The 19,943-nt window shown below is 68.8% G+C and carries 18 protein-coding genes; 7 read left to right on the top strand and 11 right to left on the bottom strand.

Annotated features, from left to right (window positions below):
• Positions 1-8 precede the first annotated feature (8 nt).
• Positions 9-221 (top strand): DUF4287 domain-containing protein, encoded by a 213-nt coding sequence (locus AC1RIF_RS04860; RefSeq protein ID WP_492600259.1) that lies wholly within the window; start codon positions 9-11, stop codon positions 219-221.
• Between the two features lie 3 nt (positions 222-224).
• Here AC1RIF_RS04860 and AC1RIF_RS04855 read toward each other — a convergent pair whose 3' ends face one another.
• Positions 225-911 carry a sterol desaturase family protein gene (locus AC1RIF_RS04855; protein WP_492600258.1) on the bottom strand — a complete coding sequence of 229 codons (687 nt, stop codon included), beginning with the start codon at positions 909-911 and terminating at the stop codon, positions 225-227.
• Positions 908-1,642 (bottom strand): FadR/GntR family transcriptional regulator, encoded by a 735-nt coding sequence (locus AC1RIF_RS04850; RefSeq protein WP_492600257.1) that lies wholly within the window; start codon positions 1,640-1,642, stop codon positions 908-910. Before AC1RIF_RS04850 ends, AC1RIF_RS04855 begins: the two co-directional genes overlap by 4 nt.
• A 101-nt stretch (positions 1,643-1,743) precedes the next feature.
• Between AC1RIF_RS04850 and AC1RIF_RS04845 the strand changes: the two genes are divergently transcribed.
• Positions 1,744-2,727 (top strand): NADPH:quinone reductase, encoded by a 984-nt coding sequence (locus AC1RIF_RS04845; RefSeq protein WP_492600256.1) that lies wholly within the window; start codon positions 1,744-1,746, stop codon positions 2,725-2,727.
• A gap of 20 nt (positions 2,728-2,747) precedes the next feature.
• Here AC1RIF_RS04845 and cobJ read toward each other — a convergent pair whose 3' ends face one another.
• Genes cobJ through cobG form a run of 3 tightly spaced genes read right to left on the bottom strand, consistent with a single transcriptional unit; the run spans position 2,748 to position 6,029 of the window.
• Positions 2,748-4,235, bottom strand: a complete 1,488-nt coding sequence (gene cobJ, locus AC1RIF_RS04840) for a precorrin-3B C(17)-methyltransferase (RefSeq protein WP_492600255.1) — start codon at positions 4,233-4,235, stop codon at positions 2,748-2,750.
• 8 nt (positions 4,236-4,243) lie between these two features.
• Complete coding sequence (locus AC1RIF_RS04835; protein WP_492600254.1) at positions 4,244-4,870, bottom strand: precorrin-8X methylmutase; 627 nt, start codon at positions 4,868-4,870, stop codon at positions 4,244-4,246.
• 19 nt (positions 4,871-4,889) lie between these two features.
• The gene (gene cobG / locus AC1RIF_RS04830; RefSeq protein WP_492600253.1) at positions 4,890-6,029 is read right to left on the bottom strand and encodes a precorrin-3B synthase; all 1,140 of its coding nucleotides are present in this window, start codon (positions 6,027-6,029) and stop codon (positions 4,890-4,892) included.
• A 209-nt stretch (positions 6,030-6,238) separates the two neighbouring features.
• On the opposite strand from cobG, the gene cobN reads away from it, so the two are divergent.
• Positions 6,239-9,835, top strand: coding sequence for a cobaltochelatase subunit CobN (gene cobN / locus AC1RIF_RS04825; protein WP_492600252.1), 3,597 nt, complete (start codon positions 6,239-6,241; stop codon positions 9,833-9,835).
• Positions 9,836-9,891: 56 nt separating this feature from the next.
• Here the strand turns inward: cobN and AC1RIF_RS04820 are convergent, their stop codons facing one another.
• Both AC1RIF_RS04820 and AC1RIF_RS04815 read right to left on the bottom strand, forming a co-directional pair.
• Positions 9,892-10,650: a class I SAM-dependent methyltransferase gene (locus AC1RIF_RS04820; protein WP_492600251.1), complete on the bottom strand. Its 759-nt coding sequence runs from the start codon at positions 10,648-10,650 to the stop codon at positions 9,892-9,894.
• A 34-nt stretch (positions 10,651-10,684) separates the two neighbouring features.
• Positions 10,685-11,209, bottom strand: a complete 525-nt coding sequence (locus AC1RIF_RS04815) for a GNAT family N-acetyltransferase (protein WP_492600766.1) — start codon at positions 11,207-11,209, stop codon at positions 10,685-10,687.
• 352 nt (positions 11,210-11,561) lie between these two features.
• Here AC1RIF_RS04815 and AC1RIF_RS04810 point away from each other — a divergent pair, with 352 nt between their 5' ends.
• The gene (locus AC1RIF_RS04810) at positions 11,562-12,026 is read left to right on the top strand and encodes a hypothetical protein (RefSeq protein WP_492600250.1); all 465 of its coding nucleotides are present in this window, start codon (positions 11,562-11,564) and stop codon (positions 12,024-12,026) included.
• A 15-nt stretch (positions 12,027-12,041) separates the two neighbouring features.
• Here AC1RIF_RS04810 and AC1RIF_RS04805 read toward each other — a convergent pair whose 3' ends face one another.
• Positions 12,042-12,683 (bottom strand): dihydrofolate reductase family protein, encoded by a 642-nt coding sequence (locus tag AC1RIF_RS04805; RefSeq protein WP_492600249.1) that lies wholly within the window; start codon positions 12,681-12,683, stop codon positions 12,042-12,044.
• Between the two features lie 185 nt (positions 12,684-12,868).
• On the opposite strand from AC1RIF_RS04805, the gene AC1RIF_RS04800 reads away from it, so the two are divergent.
• A complete protein-coding gene (locus AC1RIF_RS04800) occupies positions 12,869-15,181 on the top strand; it encodes an FHA domain-containing protein (RefSeq protein ID WP_492600248.1) in 2,313 nt (770 codons plus the stop codon).
• 4 nt (positions 15,182-15,185) lie between these two features.
• Here the strand turns inward: AC1RIF_RS04800 and AC1RIF_RS04795 are convergent, their stop codons facing one another.
• The gene (locus AC1RIF_RS04795) at positions 15,186-16,259 is read right to left on the bottom strand and encodes a metallophosphoesterase (RefSeq protein WP_492600247.1); all 1,074 of its coding nucleotides are present in this window, start codon (positions 16,257-16,259) and stop codon (positions 15,186-15,188) included.
• A gap of 110 nt (positions 16,260-16,369) precedes the next feature.
• Here AC1RIF_RS04795 and AC1RIF_RS04790 point away from each other — a divergent pair, with 110 nt between their 5' ends.
• Both AC1RIF_RS04790 and AC1RIF_RS04785 read left to right on the top strand, forming a co-directional pair.
• Positions 16,370-16,747 carry a PPOX class F420-dependent oxidoreductase gene (locus AC1RIF_RS04790; protein ID WP_492600246.1) on the top strand — a complete coding sequence of 126 codons (378 nt, stop codon included), beginning with the start codon at positions 16,370-16,372 and terminating at the stop codon, positions 16,745-16,747.
• 60 nt (positions 16,748-16,807) lie between these two features.
• Complete coding sequence (locus AC1RIF_RS04785) at positions 16,808-16,942, top strand: hypothetical protein (protein ID WP_492600245.1); 135 nt, start codon at positions 16,808-16,810, stop codon at positions 16,940-16,942.
• A gap of 72 nt (positions 16,943-17,014) precedes the next feature.
• Here the strand turns inward: AC1RIF_RS04785 and AC1RIF_RS04780 are convergent, their stop codons facing one another.
• Both AC1RIF_RS04780 and AC1RIF_RS04775 read right to left on the bottom strand, forming a co-directional pair.
• On the bottom strand, positions 17,015-18,217 hold the full coding sequence (locus AC1RIF_RS04780; protein WP_492600244.1) for a site-specific integrase: 1,203 nt from the start codon (positions 18,215-18,217) through the stop codon (positions 17,015-17,017).
• A gap of 277 nt (positions 18,218-18,494) precedes the next feature.
• Positions 18,495-19,928, bottom strand: a complete 1,434-nt coding sequence (locus AC1RIF_RS04775) for a lipase maturation factor family protein (protein WP_492600243.1) — start codon at positions 19,926-19,928, stop codon at positions 18,495-18,497.
• Positions 19,929-19,943: the final 15 nt, after the last annotated feature.

Here is a 19,943-nt window from a genome sequence, read left to right as displayed (position 1 = left end):
TGCCGTCCATGACCGAACCGGTGAAGGGTCCCGCGTCCTACTTTCCGTCGATCGAGAAGAAGTACGGGAAGCCGATCAGCGAGTGGAAGGAGCTCATTCGCGGCTCCGACCTCACCAAGCACATGGAGATCGTGAACTGGCTCAAGTCCGAGCACGGGCTGGGCCACGGTCATGCCAATGCGCTTGTCGCCCATACGTTGCAGGAGGATGCGGCGAGCTGACGCTCACCGGTCGGTCGCGGCGTGCAGTCCGTGCAGGTGCTTGGCTGTCGGTGACTTCTCGACCGTGTCCGGATCGGGTGCGGTGCCGAGGAGGCGGTCTGCGGTGCCCGAGGTGGTGACCGTGAACCAGTAGTGCTCGTTGCGGTAGTGATGGTTGCGGTGGTGCCGCCAGGTCGCCTTGTACAGCGCGGACTTGGGCTTGTAGTCGGTGTGGATCAGGAAGTGCGTCCACTCGTAGACGAGTCCGAGCGCGGTGATCATGGCCAGGAACGTCAGACCGAGCTCGATACGGGGCGCGACGAACAGCGTGACCGCGAGCAGCAGTGGCACCAGCCACACGAATACCGGCGCCGGGATGAAATCCAGCGGAATGTCGCGCGGGTCGGAGTGGTGCGCGCGGTGTTTGCGTGCGAGCAGCGGATCGACCGTGAGGCCGGCGACTCGGCGCGGACGCCAGTGCAGGACGAGGACGTGGATGATCCATTCCAGCAATGGGAACAGCGCGAGAATCACCGCCGGCACGAGGGCGTCCGCCCAGCTCCAGGCCCCGACGGTCAGGCGGGCGGTGAACGCGCCCACGAACAGGACGCCGATGATCCATGGGCTCGGGTGACGTGTGAACTCACGCAGCGCGGCTGCGAGGGTGACGTTTCGCCCGAAGGCCGGCGAGTCCGTGCGGGTGGTGGTCACGTGTCCTCCTGAGAATCGGTGTGGGCGAAGTCGAGTGCCGCCTCGATGAGCTCGGTCGCGGGAGCGAGCAGTGAATGTGCTGCCGTGAAGGCGGCCGCGGTGTCGCGGTGCCGGATCGCGGTGACGATTGTCCGGTAGCGCTCGACCTCGTTCACCTCGGCCGCCATCACCAGCGCGAGCGCGTCCAGCATCGGTTCGTACGCCGCCCGCAGGGTGTTGAACATGAGCCGGAAGGTGATCGAGTCGGCGCCGTCGATTACCAGGTCCCAGAAGTCCAGCGCCAGCTGCTGACGCCGCACTGCATCGGGATCCGCGTCGAGGGCGTCGAGAACGGCGTCCATAGAGTCGGCGAGGTCGTCGGCGGCTCGCGCTGCAGCCAGTTCGGCGGCCTTGGGGCCGTTCCACAGCCGCGCCTCGAGGATGCTGCGCGCGACAGCGAGGTCGATTTCGCCACCGCGAACCAGGAGTCGGGGGAGCAGATCCAGCCCGGCCCGTCGGCGCAGGTCGGTCACGACGGTGGCCCCGCCCTGACGGACGTCGACCAGTCCCATCGCGGCGATCCGGCTCACCGCCTCGCGGACCGCGGGGCGGGAGACCCCCAGCGCCTCGGCCATCCGCCGCTCGCTGAGCAGTTCCTCACCGGCGGTGAGCCGACCACCGACGACGCCGTCCAGCAGCTGCTCGAAGACGTCGTCGGGGATCGATCGCCGACGCACAGGTGTGAGATCCATGTCACAAACGCTAGGCGGTCGCCTGGCTGTTGGTCAAGTGGTCGGACCAGTGTCCCCTGATGGACGCGTAGCCTCGAACCATCCGAGGGAAGGACTTCGTGATGCGCGCAGCCTGGTACGACCGCCGGGGTCCGGCGGCCGAGGTTCTGATCGTCGGTGAGCTCCCTGAGTCGCGGCCTGGTCCGGGCGAGGTCCGGATCCGGATCCAGGCGTCCGGGGTGAACCCGGGAGACGTGAAGAAGCGATCGGGCTGGCGGGACTCACCGATGCCGTATCCGCGGGTGGTGCCGCACAGCGACGGCGCCGGTGTGGTCGACGCCGTCGGGCCCGACGTGGACACGCGCTGGATCGGCCGGGCCGTCTGGTGCTACGGCGCCCAGTCCTACCGCGCCTTCGGGACGGCGGCCGAGTTCTGCGTCGTACCGGTGTCCTTCGCCGTACCGCTACCGGGCTCCACGGACATCGACCTGTTCGACCAGGCGGCATGCCTCGGCATCGCTGGAATTACCGGCTACCGCGCTGTGTTCGCCGACGGCAGCGTCCGCCGCCTCACGGTCCTGGTCCACGGCGCCGCAGGCGGTGTCGGGTCTGTCGCCGCCCAGATGGCCGTGCGTGACGGTGCACGCGTGCTCGGCGTCGTTCGTCGACCCGAACAGCAGGAGATCGTCCGTTCGTGGGGCGCAGTCGGGGTGTTCCTCGCCGACGACCCCGATCTGGCCGCGCGTATCCGGGAGGTGGCGCCGGGCGGCGTGGACCGGATCGCCGAGGTGGACCTGGCCCGCCACATCGACCTGGACGCCGCGATCGTCGGTGTCGGCGCCGTGATCAGCTCTTACTACTCGTCCGACGATCACCCGGCCATTCCGTACTGGCGGCTCGGGTTCGCCGACACGACGCTGCGCCTGCTCGGCAGCGACGACTTCCCTCCGGAGGTCAAGGAGCACGCCGCGGCAGAACTGACCGCGGCCCTCCTCGCCGGCAGTCTCCGGGTCCGGATCGCCGAACGTCTACCGCTCGACCGGATCGTCGACGCCCACGAGGCGGTCGAGCGGGGTGTCGGTGGGCGGGTGATCGTCCACCCCTGAGCGGGCCGGGTGTCGGGGTGTCAGCCCGGGTAGTGCCGCGGCGTGAAAACCGTGGTCCCGTACGGGTTCTCGACGACGGTCGTCTGTGACGAGCCGACGATCAACAGGCAGCGCATGTCGACGTCCGCGGGATCGAGATCCGCGAGGCGCACGACCTTGATCGACTCCTCCGGTCCGGCGATGTCCCGGCCGATGATCACCGGGGTGTCGGGGGAGCGGTGCTCGAGCACCAGGTCGCGCATCGCGGCGACCTGCCACGTGCGGGACTTCGACGCCGGGTTGTAGACGGCGAACGCCATGTCCGCGCTCGCCACCGCGGAGACGCGCTTGGCGACGATGTCCCACGGCTTGAGCCGATCCGACAGGGACAGCATCGCGTAGTCGTGGCCCAGTGGCGCACCGACGCGGCTGGCGACGGCGTTGGCTGCGGTCATGCCGGGCAGGATCCGGACCGGGACGCCGCGCCACTGGTCCTCGGCCGCCACCTCGAGCACGGCCGCGGCCATCGCGAACACACCCGGATCGCCGGAGGAGACGACGACGACTCGTCCGCCGCGCTTGGCCATGTCCAGGGCCATCGCGGCCCGTTCGGCCTCGACGCGGTTGTCGCTGGCGTGTCGGCGTTGCCCCGGGCGGACCGGGACCCGGTCGATGTAGGTGGTGTAGCCGACCAGGTCGGTGGCGCGGGCGAGTTCGCGGCGGACCTCCGGCGTGGTCCACTCCTGGTCGCCGGGGCCGAGCCCGACGACGACCACCTCACCGACGGGCCGCGGGCTCTCGACGCGGTTGTTCGACGGGCTGGGCACGATGGCGATCGAGAAGTACGGCACGTCCGCGTCGTCCACCTCGTCGGCGGCGGCGACGCGCTGACGGTCGGTGCTGGCGCGCTCGACGTAGCGGGCCTCGTCGATGCGTCCGGAGTCCTTCAACGCCTGGCGCACAGCGGGGTAGGTCCGGCCGAGCTTCATGATCGCGGCGGCGTCCGTCTCGCGCAGGCGCCGGGTCAACTCCTCCTGCGGCAGCGTGCCGGGCAGGACCGTGAGCACCTCCTCGCCCTCGACGAGCGGCTCCGCCAGGGCGGCCGATGCGGCGTTGACGGCGGTGACGCCGGGGATGACTTCGGCCTCGAAGCGGCCGGCCAGACGCTTGTGCATGTGCATGTACGAGCTGTAGAACAGCGGATCGCCGGCCGCGAGGAGCGCGACGCTGCGGCCGGCCTCGAGGTGCGCGGCCAGGCGTGCGGCGGCCTGCTCGTAGAACTCGTCCATCGCGCCCTGGTAGCCGCCGGGATGATCGATGGTCTCGGTGGTCACGGGGTAGACGAGGTGTTCCTCGATCTGGTCGTCGCGCATGTACGGGGCGGCGACGCCGCGCGAGATGCTGCGCCCGTGCCGGGCGCTGTGGAACGCGACGACGTCGGCCTCGCCGATCACGCGCGCGGCCTTGACCGTCATCAACTCCGGGTCGCCGGGCCCGATACCGACACCCCACAACTTGCCGGCGCTCATGCTGTCCGTCATTCGACTTCGCTCGCAATCGCGTTGAGGGCGGCCGCGGTGATCGCGCTGCCGCCGCGCCGGCCGCGCACCACCAGGTACTCGAGGCCGGCGGGATGCTCGATCAGCGCCTCCTTGGACTCGGCCGCGCCGATGAACCCGACGGGTCCGCCGACGATCGCCGCGGGCCGCGGCGCACCGGCCTCGATGAGGTTCAACAGGTGGAACAGCGCGGTGGGGGCGTTGCCGATCGCGACGACCGCACCGTCGAGCTTGTCGCCCCACAGCTCGAGCGCCGCCGCCGAGCGGGTGTTGTCGATGGCCTTGGCCAGCACGGGAACTCGCGGATCGTCGAGCATGCACAGCACGTCGTTGTCGCGGGGGAGACGCTTGCGGGTGACCCCGGCGGCGACCATCTTCGCGTCGCACAGGATCGGGGCCCCGCGGCGCAGCGCCTCGCGGGCGTCGGCGACCACGTTCGGGGTGAACGCGACGTCGTCAACCAGATCGACCTGACCGCTCGCGTGGATCATCCGGACGACCGCCTGCGAGACGTCGGCGGGGAACCGGGTGAGGTCGGACTCGGCCCGGATGGTCGCGAAGGACTGGCGATAAATCTCCGCACCGTCGCGGATGTAGTCGATCATGCGCCACACGATAGAGGCATCACGACGGGCCGTTATCCACCCGGTAACCGTCGGGGTCGGCGACCACGTCTGTTACCTCGCCGCGTGGGCGGCCGCACTTGCGATCGCACCCGGACCAGTGTTGACGGCCGTCGGCGGGCAGGTCGTCGTTCTCGATCGCTTCCCGCGCATCGGCCCGCACGTCGGTGTGCGACTTGGCGCAGCCCGGCTGCCCCGCGCACGCACTGACCTGCAGATACGGCGAGTTCTCGTCGAAGATCAGGCCCATCGGCGCGAGGACCCGCACCACCTGCTCGGCGGCCCACTCCTCGAGGTCGGGCAGCAGCAGCGACCGCCACGGGGTGACGACGATCGGATTCTCGACCGCCGCGAGGAACTCCGCGAGCCGGGCCGGGAGAGTGCCGAACGCGAGTCCGGCGGCGAGCGTGACGTGCCCGTCGGGCTGGTCCAGCCAGCCGATCGGGCCACGGTCGACCGCGGCGGGCAGTCCCACCGGGTCGCCGTACTCGAGTCCGAGCCGGGCCAACACGCGCTCGGTGCCGCCCGGTACCTCGTTGAGGCGCCACGCGTCGTCGCGGATCTCGGCGAACGTGCGCGCCGACGCCAGCAGCACGTCGACCGCGTCGGCCGCCGCCACACGCGCGCCGGTGTCCTCACCGGCCAGGATCAGCGCGAACCGGCCGTCGTCCAGCGCGTGCACACCGAAGTCGCCGCGCAGTCCCGTGATGTCGCCGGTGCCGTCGTCGAGGGTGAACAGCGTGCGTCCCGGTAGGTCGGCCAATGCCGGGTCGGCGCACAGGCCGCGGTCCAGGTCGGTGACCAGCCCGCGCACGTCGGCGACACCACCGATCCGTCCGGACAGCGGCGAGGCGAGGATGTTGCGCACCCGCTCGTGCGTCGTGGACGGCAGCAGGCCGACGTCGGCGATCCGGCGAGCGAACTCCTCGGGATCGGACACCGCCCGCAGCTGCACATTGCCGCGCGAGGTCAACTCGATCTCGCCGTTGCCGATCTCCTGCGCTGCCGTCGCCAGCGCCTGGAGCTGCGGCGATGTAATCACGCCGCCGGGCAGGCGGACGCGGGCGAGCGGGCCGTCGGCGGCCTGGTGGACCTGGAGGGCACCCGGGCACTTGTCCGGGCCGGAACGTGGAGATGGCACGTCTCCAGGCTAGAGAAGTGCGGGGGCGGGTGTGCAAACGAGTGACCGGTAGGATCACCGGCGACCGCGGCAGAAGAGGAAACCGGTGAGATTCCGGGCGGTCGCGCCACTGTGAAAGTCAGACCCTCTTCCGCCGCCCGAACCCGTTCCCGAGACGTGTCTCGCCGGAACCTTGCCGTGGGGCGCGAAACCCCAGAAAGGCTGCAACAGTGATCCTGCTGCTGTCGACGTCCGACACCGACCTGCTCAGCGCCCGCGCGAGCGGCGCCGACTACCGCTGGGCCAACCCGGCCCGCCTCCTGGTCGACGAGGACCTGCCCGGCCTGCTCGACGGTGTCGACCTGGTCGTCGTCCGCATCCTGGGTGGCCGCCGGGCGTGGGAGGACGGCATCGACGCGGTGCTCGCGTCCGGGTTGCCTGCGGTGATCCTCGGTGGCGAGCAGGCTCCCGACGCCGAGCTGATGGAGTGCTCGACGGTCCCCGCCGGCATCGCGGCCGAGGCGCACACCTACCTGGCCGAGGGCGGCGCCGACAACCTGCGCCAGTTGCACAACTTCCTGTCCGACACCGTGCTGCTCACCGGTCACGGCTTCGAGCCGGCCGTGCACCTGCCGAACTGGGGACTCCTCGAGCGTGAGGCGACCAGCGTGGAGGGACCCACTGTCGCGGTGCTCTATTACCGTGCCCAGCACCTGGCCGGGAACACCGCGTACATCGAGGCGCTGTGCCGCGCCGTCGAGGACGCGGGTGCGAACCCGCTGCCGATCTTCTGCGCGTCGCTGCGAACCGCGCCGGCCGAACTCCTCGAGACGTTGCGTCGCGCCGACGCGATGGTCGTCACCGTCCTCGCGGCGGGCGGCACCAAGCCCGCGAACGCGCAGGCCGGCGGCGACGACGAGTCGTGGGACGTCGCCGCGCTGGCGGCGCTCGACGTGCCGATCCTGCAGGGCCTGTGCCTGACCAGCAGCCGCGAGGCGTGGGAGGCCAACGACGACGGCCTGTCGCCGCTCGACGTCGCGACGCAGGTCGCGGTCCCGGAGTTCGACGGGCGCCTGATCACGGTGCCGTTCTCGTTCAAGGAGATCGACGCCGACGGTCTCACCGCGTACGTGCCCGACGCCGAGCGGGCCGCCCGGGTCGCCGGTATCGCGGTCCGGCACGCCCGGCTGCGCCGGATCCCCAACGCGGACAAGCGGATCGCGCTGATGCTCTCGGCGTACCCCACCAAGCACGCCCGGATCGGCAACGCCGTGGGCCTGGATACCCCGGCCAGCACCATCGACCTGCTCACCGAGATGCGGACCGCCGGATACGACGTGGGACCGGTGGACGGCGACGATGCGCTGCCCGGTCTCGCCGCGCAGGACGGCGACGCGCTCATCCACGCGCTCATCGCCGCCGGCGGTCAGGACCCGGACTGGCTCACCGCAGAGCAGCTCGAGGGCAACCCGATCCGCATCTCCGCCGCCCGCTACCGCGAATGGTTCGCGACGCTGCCGCAGGACTTCCGTAACGGCGTCGAGGAGCACTGGGGTGCCGCGCCCGGCGAGCTGTACGTGGACCGCTCTTCCGATCCGGCCGGCGAGATCGTCATCGCCGCGATCCGGGCCGGCAACGTCGTGCTGATGGTGCAGCCGCCCCGCGGCTTCGGCGAGAACCCGGTGGCGATCTACCACGACCCGGACCTGCCGCCGAGCCACCACTACCTGGCCGCGTACCGGTGGATCGCCGCGAACACGGAGCAGGGTGGTTTCGGGGCGGACGCCGTCGTGCACATCGGCAAGCACGGCAACCTCGAGTGGCTGCCCGGCAAGACCCTCGGCATGTCGGCGTCGTGCGGCACCGATGCCGCGCTCGGCGACCTGCCGCTGATCTATCCGTTTCTGGTCAACGATCCGGGTGAGGGCACGCAGGCCAAGCGCCGCGCGCACGCCACCCTGGTCGATCACCTCATCCCGCCGATGGCGCGTGCCGAGAGCTACGGCGACATCTCCCGGCTCGAGCAGTTGCTCGACGAGCACTCCAACATCTCGGCGCTCGACCCGGCGAAGCTGCCGGCGATCCGCCAGCAGATCTGGACGCTGATGCGGGCGGCGAAGATGGACCACGACCTGGGCCTGACCGAGCGTCCCGAGGAGGACGTGTTCGACGACATGCTCATGCACGTCGACGGCTGGCTGTGCGAGATCAAGGACGTCCAGATCCGCGACGGCCTGCACATCCTCGGTAAGGCGCCCGAGGGCGACGCCGAGGTGGAGCTGGTGCTCGCGATGCTCCGCGCCCGGCAGATGTGGGGCGGCGAGCAGACCGTCCCCGGTCTGCGGGAGGCGTTGGGGCTCAGCGAGGCCGGCGACGAGGACCGCGGACGCGTCGACCAGATCGAGGCGCAGGCGCACGCCCTGCTCGCCGCGCTGGCCGAGGCGAACTGGGATCCTGCCGCCGCCGACGCCCTGTCCGACGACGACACCGTCCGGCAGATCCTGCGGTTCGCCGCAACGGAGGTGGTGCCGCGGCTGCGGCAGACGTCCGGCGAGATCTCCCAGGTACTGCACGCGCTGGACGGCGGCTTCATCGCCGCCGGCCCGTCCGGGTCGCCGCTGCGCGGCCTGATCAACGTGCTGCCCACCGGCCGCAACTTCTACTCCGTCGACCCCAAGGCCGTTCCGTCGCGGCTCGCCTGGGAGACCGGTCAGGCGATGGCCGAGTCGCTCGCCGCGCGCTACCGCGCCGACCACGGCGAGTGGCCGAAGTCGGTGGGGCTGTCGGTGTGGGGCACGTCCGCGATGCGCACCTCGGGCGACGACATCGCCGAGGTGTTCGCACTGCTCGGTGTCCGCCCGGTGTGGGACGAGGCGTCCCGCCGCGTCACCAGTCTCGAGGTGATCGACCTCGCCGAGCTCGGCCGCCCGCGCATCGACGTCACCGTCCGTATCAGCGGCTTCTTCCGGGACGCGTTCCCGCACGTGCTGGCGCTGCTCGACGACGCGGTCCGCCTGGTCGCCGGTCTCGACGAGTCCGACGAGGACAACTACGTGCGCGCCCACGCGCAGGCGGATCTCGCCGAGCACGGCGACGACCGACGCGCCACCACCCGCATCTTCGGCTCCAAGCCCGGCACGTACGGCGCGGGCCTGCTGCAGCTGATCGACTCGAAGAACTGGCGTGACGACGCCGACCTCGCGCAGGTGTACACCACGTGGGGCGGCTACGCGTACGGTCGTGGCCTCGACGGTGTTCCGGCGTCGGACGACATGCGCAGCGCCTACAAGCGGATCGCGGTGGCGGCCAAGAACACCGACACCCGCGAGCACGACATCGCCGACTCGGACGACTACTTCCAGTACCACGGCGGCATGGTCGCCACGGTTCGCGCGCTCACCGGGAAGTCGCCGGAGGCGTACATCGGTGACAGCACCCGCCCCGACGCGGTGCGCACCCGCACGCTGTCGGAGGAGACCGCACGCGTCTTCCGGGCCCGCGTGGTGAATCCGCGCTGGCTCGAGGCGATGCGCCGGCACGGCTACAAGGGCGCCTTCGAGATGGCCGCGACCGTCGACTACCTGTTCGGGTACGACGCGACCACCAACGTCGTCGCGGACTGGATGTACGAGAAGCTCGCCGAGACGTACGTGCTGGACGAGCAGAACCGTAAGTTCATGTCGGAGTCGAATCCGTGGGCGCTGCACGGCATCTCCGAGCGCCTGCTCGAGGCCGTGGAGCGGAACATGTGGGAGGAGCCGTCACCCGAGGTGCTCGAGGGGTTGCGGCAGGTGTACCTCGAGACCGAGGGCGAACTGGAGGGGTAATCGACGCGGCGGTCGCCCGCCCCGACAGCGATTCGGCCACGAGGATCTTCGCCGGCTCAGCCGCGGGAGGCCTCGAAGGTCCACACGTGGTCGGTGGGGGTCGGTGCGCTACCGGCGCGGTATCCACCGTGGACGGACACGTCGATGAAGCCAGCCTGGTGCAGCATGGTGGTGAACTCGGACATTCCGAACCACAGCAGCGAGAACATCTGCAGTTCGGTTCGGGCCAGTGCGCCGGCCACCCAGTACTCGTAGCGGAGCCAGCTGGTCGAACGCTGAGCGATCGGGTCGACCGTCTTCTGCCAGGTGTCGAGGGTGATCAGATTCCCCTCGTGCCACCAATGGCGGACCGGGTCGTGCCCAGGCTCGACGTACACGGCCGGCGGCTCGATGTCGACGATGAGCCGGCCACGCGGGGCGAGGTTGGCGTGCATCGCTTCGAGCGCGGCGAGGGCGCTGTCGCGGTCCGGCAGCAGCGCGAAGGACCCGGTCGGGATCACGATCGCTTCGTATGCGCGTTCGTCGCTGTAGCGAGTCATATCGCCCTCGTCGACGTCCGGGACAATGCCGTGCCGTGCACAGTTGGTGCGGCATTGCTCGAGCATGGCGGCCGAGGTGTCGTATCCCCGCACGGAGAAGCCCTGTTCCAGAAGGGGAATCAGGATTCGGCCCGTACCTACCGCGGGTTCGAGCACGGGACCGGTCACACCGCGCAGTCGCGATGTGTAGAACTCGACGTCACCGAAAGAAGTCCCGATCGGCTTGTCGAGTTCGTACGCCAACGTGGCCAGCGACCCGTATTCCCACGCAATCATGTCCGGCTCTACCGACATCAATCCGCCTTCCGATCTACCGCACCGCAGCGCCGAGCACTACTTCACCGAGCACGCTACCGACCGAGCACGGTTCTGGTCGAACCTGTTTCGCCGGAGAACACTCAGGCTGCTTGCGTTTCTGCGTTGGTCCATCCCCATGGAGCGCGCCCGACTTCGGCGGCGAGATTTCAAGGATCGAGTGGGAGTCTGCGCGGGGCGATTCACGCCTACGTCTGTCGCCCTCGGCCGGCCGTTGCTCAGGTGGTGCTGGTCGGGATCCTGATCTGCAGAATCTCTTCGCCGCAGATGAACTGTCCGGTGGGCCGGAATCCGGAGGACTCGTAGAGTGACTTGGCAATGGCATTCTCGGGGCGACTCCCAGTCGTAGAACGTTTGCTCCGAGTTCGTCGCCGACGTCGCGGACGACCTCGGCAAGCGCCGCACGGCCAAGTCCTCGACGCTGAAAGCGGTGGTCGATCATCAGCCGATAGAGCCAGACATCGCCGTCATCGGGATCGGTACCGTACATGACAAAACCAACGGTATCGCCGTCGAACATCACTGCCTTGGTCGAGAAGCCGGGAATGAAACGGCTCTCCGCTATCGAGTACAGGTTCGACGCGATCAACTCGTGTTGATCGTCTGCGACAGCAAGGTCAGCCACTTCCTCCCAGTTCTGTCGACTCAAATTCTCGAGTTTCGACTGTCGCGATCACAGCCCTGTTCTACCGAGAGCTGTTGAGCGGCGCTACCCGATTTCCTCATGGCGCGCGAGGACGCCGTGGCTGCAGGGCGCTGTGACGAGTCAGTATCGGACGCGCAGAAGGAAGACCACCTGGACTCTGAGCCGGTTGACATCGCCGACCGATAGCCATTTGATCGGGTAGTTCCGAGGAGAGGAAACTGACCGAGTGAACATCGCCGACCTCCTTGACCTCTTGGGGCATACCTCCGGCAGCACCGCATTCCGTGCCTTCCTGCGTGAGCACGGCATGAACCGGCTGCCCCGGGTCGATCCCACGACCCGGGTGCGAAGCTCGGACAAGCTGGTTTCGCTGGAGTTCGACCTGACCGAGTCCTATCGGGAGGACCATGTTCCCGGACCGGTCGGGGACGGCTGGCTCACGTTTCGGTCCGTCGACGTCCACCAAGGTTTCGGCGGCATCCTCCCACTCGGTCTCTCCCATGCCATGAGGAAGGACGAGGTCGACGCCCTGTTGGGGAATTCTCGAGACGAGGATCAGGGCGACCCCGTCCAGATCTACTACGCGGAACCGCTTCTGGTGATCGTTTTCTACCGGGACGGACGAACGAAGATCGAAACCCTGAGATTCGCGCGCCCGAACCGATACGACGTCGAGAACTACGGGCTGTAACAGGTCATCCCTGGGCTACTTTCGCCAGAACAGGTGGTGTATCACCCCGCTCGAGCTGGGCACCGTTTCCAGATGGAATCGGTCGAGCAGCTCGTCCGGGGTCTCCCACAGCCGCAGTCCGATACCGAACGTGATCGGGGAGACGGCCACGTGCATGGTGTCGACCAGATCGGCGTCGAGGAACTCCCGGATGGTCGTGACCCCGCCGCCGAGCCGGACGTCCTTGCCCTGCGCCGCTTCTTTGGCCTGCTCGAGGATCGTGGCCGGTTCGCCGTCGACGAAGTGGAACGTCGTCTCGCCGCGTGTGATCGACGGCCGGGGGTGGTGGGTCGTGACGAACACCGGTGTGTGGAACGGCGGCTCCTCACCCCACCACCCCTCCCACTCCAGGTTCTCCCACGGGCCGCGCTGCGGCCCGAACTTGTTGCGACCCATGATCTCGGCGCCGATGTTGTGGGAGAAGTCGCGGGTGAAGTAGTCGTCGAGGCCGCGGCTGCCACCGGAATCGGTGCGCATGGGCCAGCTCGCAGTCGCACCAGCCCACGCGAACATCTCACCTGGGTCGAGACCGAACGGGCTCTCGAAGGTCTGGTTCTCGCCGCACGCGACGCCGTCGCTCGAGACGTTGAAGTTCTGGACCTTTAACAGCTGACTCACGTGGCGCTCCGCTCTCGAAGGTGGTGTTACGAGAAAGTCAGACTCCCTGCGTCGACGAAACTCATCATGACGTGGTCACGCCCCGGCCGCGAGGATACGAGAGTGACCGTTCTGTCGACGGATCCCGGGGCGTGGGACCATGGAGAGGTCGACGCTCTACGCCTGATGGTGACGGAGGCCTGGCGATGGACGACTGGACGAGAAGCGGGCGCCCGCGGGTCGTGGTCGAGACCGAAACCGGCCGTACAAGCCACAGTGCGGGCAAAGCGGTCCGCATCGGCCGGGACCCCCAATTGGAGATCACGATCGTCGATCCCGTGGTGTCGCGCGAGCATGCGCGGCTCAGGTGGGACGAGGGATGGCAGCTCGTCGACTCCGACAGCAAGAACGGGATCTACGTCGACGGCAAGCGCCGAGAAGAGGTCCCCGTCACGGACACCGTCCTCGTCCGCCTGGGTGACGCGGTCGAGGGACCCACCGTGCGGATCTCGATCGAAGATCCCGACGCGACCAGACGGGACGTGGGCAGTCGATGGGACGAGTCGACCATCGACACAGGGGCCTCGATCGCCCCGCCCCCGGCACCGCACGAGACCGTTCCCGCGGGCGCCCTCACGATCGGACGGTCCCCCGACAACGACATCGTCGTCCGGGATGTGCTGGCCTCACGCCGTCACGCGATAGTCCACAGCGCGCCGTCCGGCCTGGAACTCGATGATCTGGGGAGTGTCAACGGAACGTTCGTCGGCGGTGCCCGGGTGACGCGCGCACGGCTGACCGAAGGCGACGTCGTCACCATCGGCAACACCGACTTCAGCGTGCAGGACGGCCGTCTCGTTCCGCGGCAGACGACAGCTTCGACCGCCGGCGGTCTACGTGTGGACGGCGTCGGACTCACCATCGAAGGTGGGCGGCGACTGCTGGAGGACGTCACCTTCACGGCGGGACCCGGCAGTCTCACCGCGGTGATCGGGCCCTCCGGCGCGGGAAAGACCACGGTCGCCAAGATCATCTCCGGCTCGGCAGGCCCCACGGAAGGCGTCGTCGAATTCGAAGGACGCAGCGTGCACACCGACTATTCGGTCCTGCGTTCCCGTATCGGCATGGTCCCTCAGGACGACGTCGTCCATCGGCAGCTGACCGTCCGGATGGCCCTCGGTTACGCCGCCGAGCTGAGACTGCCGCCGGACACCACCCGGGCCGACCGTGAAGCGGTGATCGCTGGGGTACTCGACGAACTGCAACTGACCGAGCACGCCGACACCCGCGTCGATCGTCTCTCCGGCGGGCAACGCAAACGCGCATCGGTCGCGTTGGAGTTGCTCACGGGACCTTCCCTGCTCATCCTCGACGAACCGACGTCCGGTCTCGACCCCGCGCTCGATCGACAGATCATGGCGACGCTGCGCGGCCTGGCCGATTCGGGCCGCGTCGTCGTCATCGTCACGCATTCACTGTCCTACCTCGAGATGTGCGACCAGGTCCTCCTCCTCGCTCCCGGCGGCAAGACCGCGTATGTGGGACCGCCCGACCGAGTCGGGAGCGCGCTCGGCAGCACCGACTGGGCCGACATCTTCGCCCGCGTCGCCTCCGACCCCGACGGGGTGTTCGCCGAGTACCGCGCCACGCGCCCGGTGGTGGAGGCGCCACCACCGACCCCACCGGGGCCGCTCGGCTCTCCCGCACACACCTCGAGGCGCAAACAGCTGAGCACCGTCGCCCGCCGCCAGGTTCGGCTGATCCGCGCCGACCGGGGCTACCTGATCTTCCTGTCGCTGCTGCCGTTCGTGCTCGGCGGCCTGGCCCTGCTCGTGCCGGGAGACACCGGGTTCGGGCAGTCCGGTGCCGACGTATCCGGCGAACTCACCCAGATCCTCGTGGTACTGATTCTCGGCGCCGCGTTCATGGGCTGTTCACTGACCATCCGCGACCTTGTCGGCGAGCGGATGGTCTATCAGCGCGAACGTGCCGCCGGGCTGCTACCGTCCGCCTACCTGACGGCGAAGATCGTCGTGTTCTGCGCAGCCGGCATCGTGCAGTCGGTGATCATGGTGTTGATCGTCTACTTGGGCAAGGGTTTCCCGGCCCACGGCAGTGTGCTCCCGTCGGGCTCCGTCGAACTGATCGTGGACATCGCCGCCACCACCTGCACCTGCGTCGTGCTCGGACTGGCGCTGTCCTCGGTGGCGCGTTCGAGTGAGCAGGTGCTGCCGATGCTGGTGGTCACGATCATGGCGCAGCTGGTCATGTGCGGAGGATTGATCACGATCACCGGACGCGCCGTGCTCGAACAGGTCGCGTGGCTGTTTCCGTCACGCTGGGGGTTCGCGGCCGCCGCCTCGACGGTGGACCTGGTCACGAATGCCACCGGCACCGAGCCGGACACGCTGTGGCAGCACACCGGATCGTGGTGGCTGCTCAGCATCGCCATGCTGGTGCTCATCAGTTGTGTGCTCGCGGTCTTCACCTACAGCCGACTCCGACTGCGCCGTCGGTAGAGGCCTATAGCCGGCGGTCGAACGCGAGTGTCGGTTCGGCCGTGGGGATGTCGACGGTGTACGCCCGCAGCCGCACCGACTCCGGGGACAGGTCCATCACCATGAAGCCGACGTCGTCGAAGTTCTGGTACAGGTTCGCCCGGTCCGGGCTGGTGGACTTGCCGTGGCTGTTCTTCCCGGCCGCGCCGGAGACGATCTGACGGGTGCCCTTCGACTCGGCGGTGGGATCGAGGACCTGCAGCGAGTGGTCGTGTCCGGCGAGGATGAACTGGCACCGCCCCACCACGTGGTCCTCGTAGAAACGCTTCGCGTGCACGCCGTTCATCGGTTCGATCGGGATCCCGTCGTACGCACCGGCGTCGCCGTGCGATCCGTTGCTCAGATAGGGGTGGTGGGTGCAGGCGATCTTCCACTTGGCGGGGGACGATGCGATCGCCGCGTCGAGCCACGCGCGCTGCTCGTTCATGAACTGCCCGTCCGCCGCCCAGTACGGCACGAACAGCGGGGGCAGGTACGCGGCGACGGGATTGAGGTCGAGGACGAAGAACTCGACGATCGGGTTCTGCTCCGGCACCCGGACGGAGTAGTAGCGGCTGGGCATCCACCACTTGCGGGAGGTCCGGTGGTAGGCCACCTCGTCGTCGCCCCGCAGCAGCCAGCCACCGTCCCCGGGGAACACCGCGCTGTTGTCGTGGTTGCCCAGCGCCATCACCCACGGGAAGTCGAGGCCGTGATTGGGGTCCTCGAACTTGGTCGCGAACTGGACGTCGCGGTCGCCGTTGGGGCCGGACTCGTAGATGTTGTCGCCGAGCCCGAGCGCCATCCCGAACGGTTCCGCCGCGTGCACGGCGCGCATCGCGTCCGAGACCGCCCACTGTGCCGGGGTGCCGGTGCCGGCGTCACCGGTGACGAGCACGCGCACACTGTTTCCGGTGGGAAACGGGAACTTGGCGGTGTCCGCGACGGGGCCGGCAGCCGAGGCGGTGGGTGCCATGGCGACCACGGCGGCCGCACCGGCCCCGGTCGCGCCGGCAGCGGCGAGGAAGCGGCGGCGGTTCATCGGATCGAGTTCGGTCACGAGGCACAGCAAACCCGAGAATGGACGCCCGTTCAACAGGAACCGCCGATACCGGACACATGTTCACGCGACATTCATCCCGTGGCAGTCCTGCTGCGTACTCTGAGCCCATGACTACCACGTTCGACGAGATCGGCGCCGCGAAATACGTTCTGCTGACCACGTTCCGGAAGGATGGCACCCCGGTGCCGACGCCGTTGTGGGCGGCAATGGACGATGGGCGGCTGCTCATGTGGACGGTCACCGATTCGTGGAAGGTCAAACGGATCCGCCGATCCCCGCACGTCACGATCGGGGTGTGCGACGCCCGCGGCAACCCCAAAGGTCCGCAGATCGATGCCACCGCGACGATCCTCGACGACGTCGGCACCGACCGGGCCCGCGCCGCGATCGCCCGCAAGTACGGGATCCTCGGCTGGATCGGCGTCAAGGGCAGCCTGATTCGACGCGGACGTAGTGGGACGGTGGGGGTGGCGGTAACGCAGTAGCGCTGCCGGGAGATGAACCGGAAGACAGGTATTCAGCGAAGAGTCCGAGGAAGGCACACGATGGGTTCGAACGACATTGCAGCTCAGATCGGGAACTGGCTCCGCGACGGCATGCTCGCCGGGAATCCGCTGGCGATCGCGGCAGCGGCGATCCTCGTGCCGATCGGCATGATTTTCGGATCGACGACGCTGTAGTTCCTCCAGCCGGGTGCATCGGCGACGTCGACACCGGCGCCGGGTCGGGGAAGAGTCTGTGCTACCGGCACCTCAGAGCTCGAACCCGGCGACGGCGTTCCCGGTCAGCGGATTATGTTCGCGGGCATAGATTTCCAGGGTGGCTGGGTTCTTGTGCCCGGTCTGGCGCATGACTTCGTGAGCTTGTGCGCCGTTGCGGAACGCCTGGGTGACGAACCCGGCGCGCAGCGAGTGCCCGCCCAGTTTCGCGATCTTGGCGGGGGTCAGACCGGCGTCGGTGGCGGCGCGGCGGATCACCCCGTGAATACCCTGCCCGGTCAGTGCGGCTTCGCCGATGTTCCCGTTCACGCGCAGCGGCCGGAACACCGGTGAGACCGCGACGTCGGGATCGAGGTCCGGGTAGGGGACGTGGCAGATGTGCGTGCCGAACCTGCCGGGGGAGTCGAGCAGCTGGGCGATGGCGTCGCGGCCGCCCCGATGATGGGCGAGGAGGACGTCGAGCCAGCGCCGGTACACGCACGGTGGGCAGGCGCGGTGCCCGATCGCGAACGGCGTGGCCTTGACCATGCCGTCACCGACCTGATCGGTCTTCGATCTACGCACGAGGATGTGCAGGCCGTCCTGCGGGTGCAGGGTGATGTCTCGCAGCTGTAGACCGGACAGCTCGGAGCGGCGGAACGCCCCCAGGAATCCGAGCAGAATGACCGCGGAGTCGCGGCGTTCACGCAGCCGGTCCTGCCACGTGTCGGCGTTCTCACGCATGGTGGCGAGGATGTAGCTGATCTCGTCTGCGAGGAGAGGCGCGACACGTTTGGTGGGGCGCTCCCCGGCCGCGGCGTAGGTACGGCGGATTCCGGCCAACGTGTCCCTGACGATCTGTGTGCCGCCGGGGGCCGGTCGCGAACAGGCTCGGTGCCAGTAGTTGATCGACGCCACCCATCGGGTGAGCGTGTTCGTCGCGTAGACGCGGTCCCCGCTGCCGGTGCGCCGCTCGGCGTGCTCGGTGAGGTAGTCGGCGACGGTGTGCGGGTGCGCCGGCATCGGCACGTGCCCGCGCTCGCCACACCAGGCGCGGAACTTGTCCCAGTCGCCCCGGTAGTTCCGGACCGTCGACGGCGAGTGTCGCTGCTCGAGTGCCGCGACGATTCGCGCCTCCGCTGAAGCGGACAGTGTCGGGACGGCAGGTTCCAGCCCGGGCGCCGTCCGGGACGTCGGGCGTTCCGGAACAACGGGCAGTGCGGGTACGGACGTGGCGATGTCGCCGTGCTCGCTCACACCCGTGCTCCTCTCGTCTCCGACGGGATGAGCGTACCGAGCGGTACCGACAGTTCCGGGCGCCCGGCGCCGGCATCGACCCACCCCGTCACAGTGACGAAATGACGCCATGCCCTGGAGGGGCGTCGACGCGGGTCTACAGGCCTTTCCTGCGGGTCCGGCCCGGCCGACCGCCCGCGGTCGACCGGCGTCATCCACCCGGCAATGCTCGAACAGATGATGGCGCTAACTGTCCTTAGCGTGGGTTGGGATCTCCGCGCCCCCGTGGACCGTCCCGTCACCGCACGCGCCGCACCGACACCGGCGGCAGGAACTCGGCCTCGAACGACCGGGACCACCAGTCGCCGGTCTCGCGACGCTCCTCGCGGGTGGTGAACCGGTACCGGAACATCCGGGCCCGCACGAACGCCGGCGGGGCATCCGGGAATGGATTGTGGTGCAGCAGTTTCAGGGTCGCGGTGTCGCCGGCGAGCAGGCGGCCCACCAGCCCGCCCAGCCAGGGCGTCGCGTAACCGGGGGAGATCGCCGCGAACCACATCAGCCAGTCCAGCCGCAGGTGATAGGGCGCGAACTGGCGCGGCCGCCGGCCCAGGTCGCCCGGTTTGCCCTTGAACTCGTATGCGCGCCACTCGCTGTCGGCGCTCACGGTCTCGTCGGCGGTGCCCTCGAGGACGATCTCGTGCCGGGTCTTCGTGACGTGTCCGAACGCGCCGTAGGTGTTGACCAGGTGCCACGGATCGAACGACGCGTTCATCATCTGATGGCTCGAGAACATGTTCCGCACCGGGCGGTAGCTCAGGGCGGCGACCGCCACCGTCACGGCGGTCACCAGCACCGCGAACCACACCGGCGCCGACCCGAACCCCGACGGGGCGGTGACCGGCAGCAGGAACTCCCAGAATCCGTCCGGCAGCACCGACAGCCCCAGGACGATCGCGAGCCAGTTGAGCCACGAGAAGTTGCCGCTCGCCACCAGCCACAACTGGGTCGCCACCATGATCGCCGCCGCGCCACCGGCCACCGGCTGCGGCGCGAAGAGGAAGAACGGCACGATCAGCTGTGTGAAGTGGTTGCCGGCCACCTCGACCTTGTGCAGCGACCGCGGCAGGTGGTGGAAGTACCAGCTCAGTGGGCCGGGCATCGGCTGCGTCTCGTGGTGGTAGTACAGGCACGTCAGGTCCCGCCAGCAGCGGTCGCCGCGGATCTTGATCAGCCCGGCGCCGAACTCCAGCCGGAACAGCAGCCACCGCAAAAGCAGCAACGTCAGCACCGGCGGCGCGGTGTCCCAGTTCCCGAGGAACACCGCGAGCAGTCCCACCTCGAGCAGCAGCGACTCCCACCCGAAGCTGTACCAGAGCTGCCCGACGTTGACGATCGACAGGTACAGCCCCCACAGCAGCAGCCACCCCAGCATCGACAGCGGCAACGGGAGCCGGTCGATCAACCCGAGCAGCGCCAGCCCGGACAGCCCCGCGCCGATCCACGCGACGGCCGCGAACAAGCGATCCGAGTAGCGCACGTGGAAGATGCTCGGCGAGTGCTGCCAGCGCGTCGCGCCGACGAAACGCCGGACCGGCAGGATTCCGTGGTCGCCGATGAGCGGTTTGAACTGATTGGCCGCCACCAGGAACGCAGCCAGGTAGATCGCGGCCAGCCCCTCCTTGAAAAGCAGCCGCGACAGCCAGTAGCCGTCCGCGTCCAACCAGTCCACAGCAGACCCTTCTGC

It is taken from the genome of Prescottella sp. GW823-FHT02E09 (assembly GCF_058797375.1).
Note: the sequence above shows the minus strand (reverse complement) of the source record. Positions and strands in the feature narration are given on the sequence as shown.

Excerpts from the sequence above, each read along its gene's own strand:
- AC1RIF_RS04815 (WP_492600766.1), bottom strand. The coding sequence starts at position 11,209 with ATGTTCGACGGCGATACCGTTGGTTTTGTCATGTACGGTACCGATCCC.
- AC1RIF_RS04820 (WP_492600251.1), bottom strand. The coding sequence starts at position 10,650 with ATGATTGCGTGGGAATACGGGTCGCTGGCCACGTTGGCGTACGAACTC.
- AC1RIF_RS04800 (WP_492600248.1), top strand. The coding sequence starts at position 12,869 with ATGGACGACTGGACGAGAAGCGGGCGCCCGCGGGTCGTGGTCGAGACC.
- AC1RIF_RS04860 (WP_492600259.1), top strand. The coding sequence starts at position 9 with ATGACCGAACCGGTGAAGGGTCCCGCGTCCTACTTTCCGTCGATCGAG.
- AC1RIF_RS04845 (WP_492600256.1), top strand. The coding sequence starts at position 1,744 with ATGCGCGCAGCCTGGTACGACCGCCGGGGTCCGGCGGCCGAGGTTCTG.
- cobJ (WP_492600255.1), bottom strand. The coding sequence starts at position 4,235 with ATGAGCGCCGGCAAGTTGTGGGGTGTCGGTATCGGGCCCGGCGACCCG.
- AC1RIF_RS04850 (WP_492600257.1), bottom strand. The coding sequence starts at position 1,642 with ATGGATCTCACACCTGTGCGTCGGCGATCGATCCCCGACGACGTCTTC.
- AC1RIF_RS04835 (WP_492600254.1), bottom strand. The coding sequence starts at position 4,870 with ATGATCGACTACATCCGCGACGGTGCGGAGATTTATCGCCAGTCCTTC.
- AC1RIF_RS04785 (WP_492600245.1), top strand. The coding sequence starts at position 16,808 with ATGGGTTCGAACGACATTGCAGCTCAGATCGGGAACTGGCTCCGCGAC.
- AC1RIF_RS04790 (WP_492600246.1), top strand. The coding sequence starts at position 16,370 with ATGACTACCACGTTCGACGAGATCGGCGCCGCGAAATACGTTCTGCTG.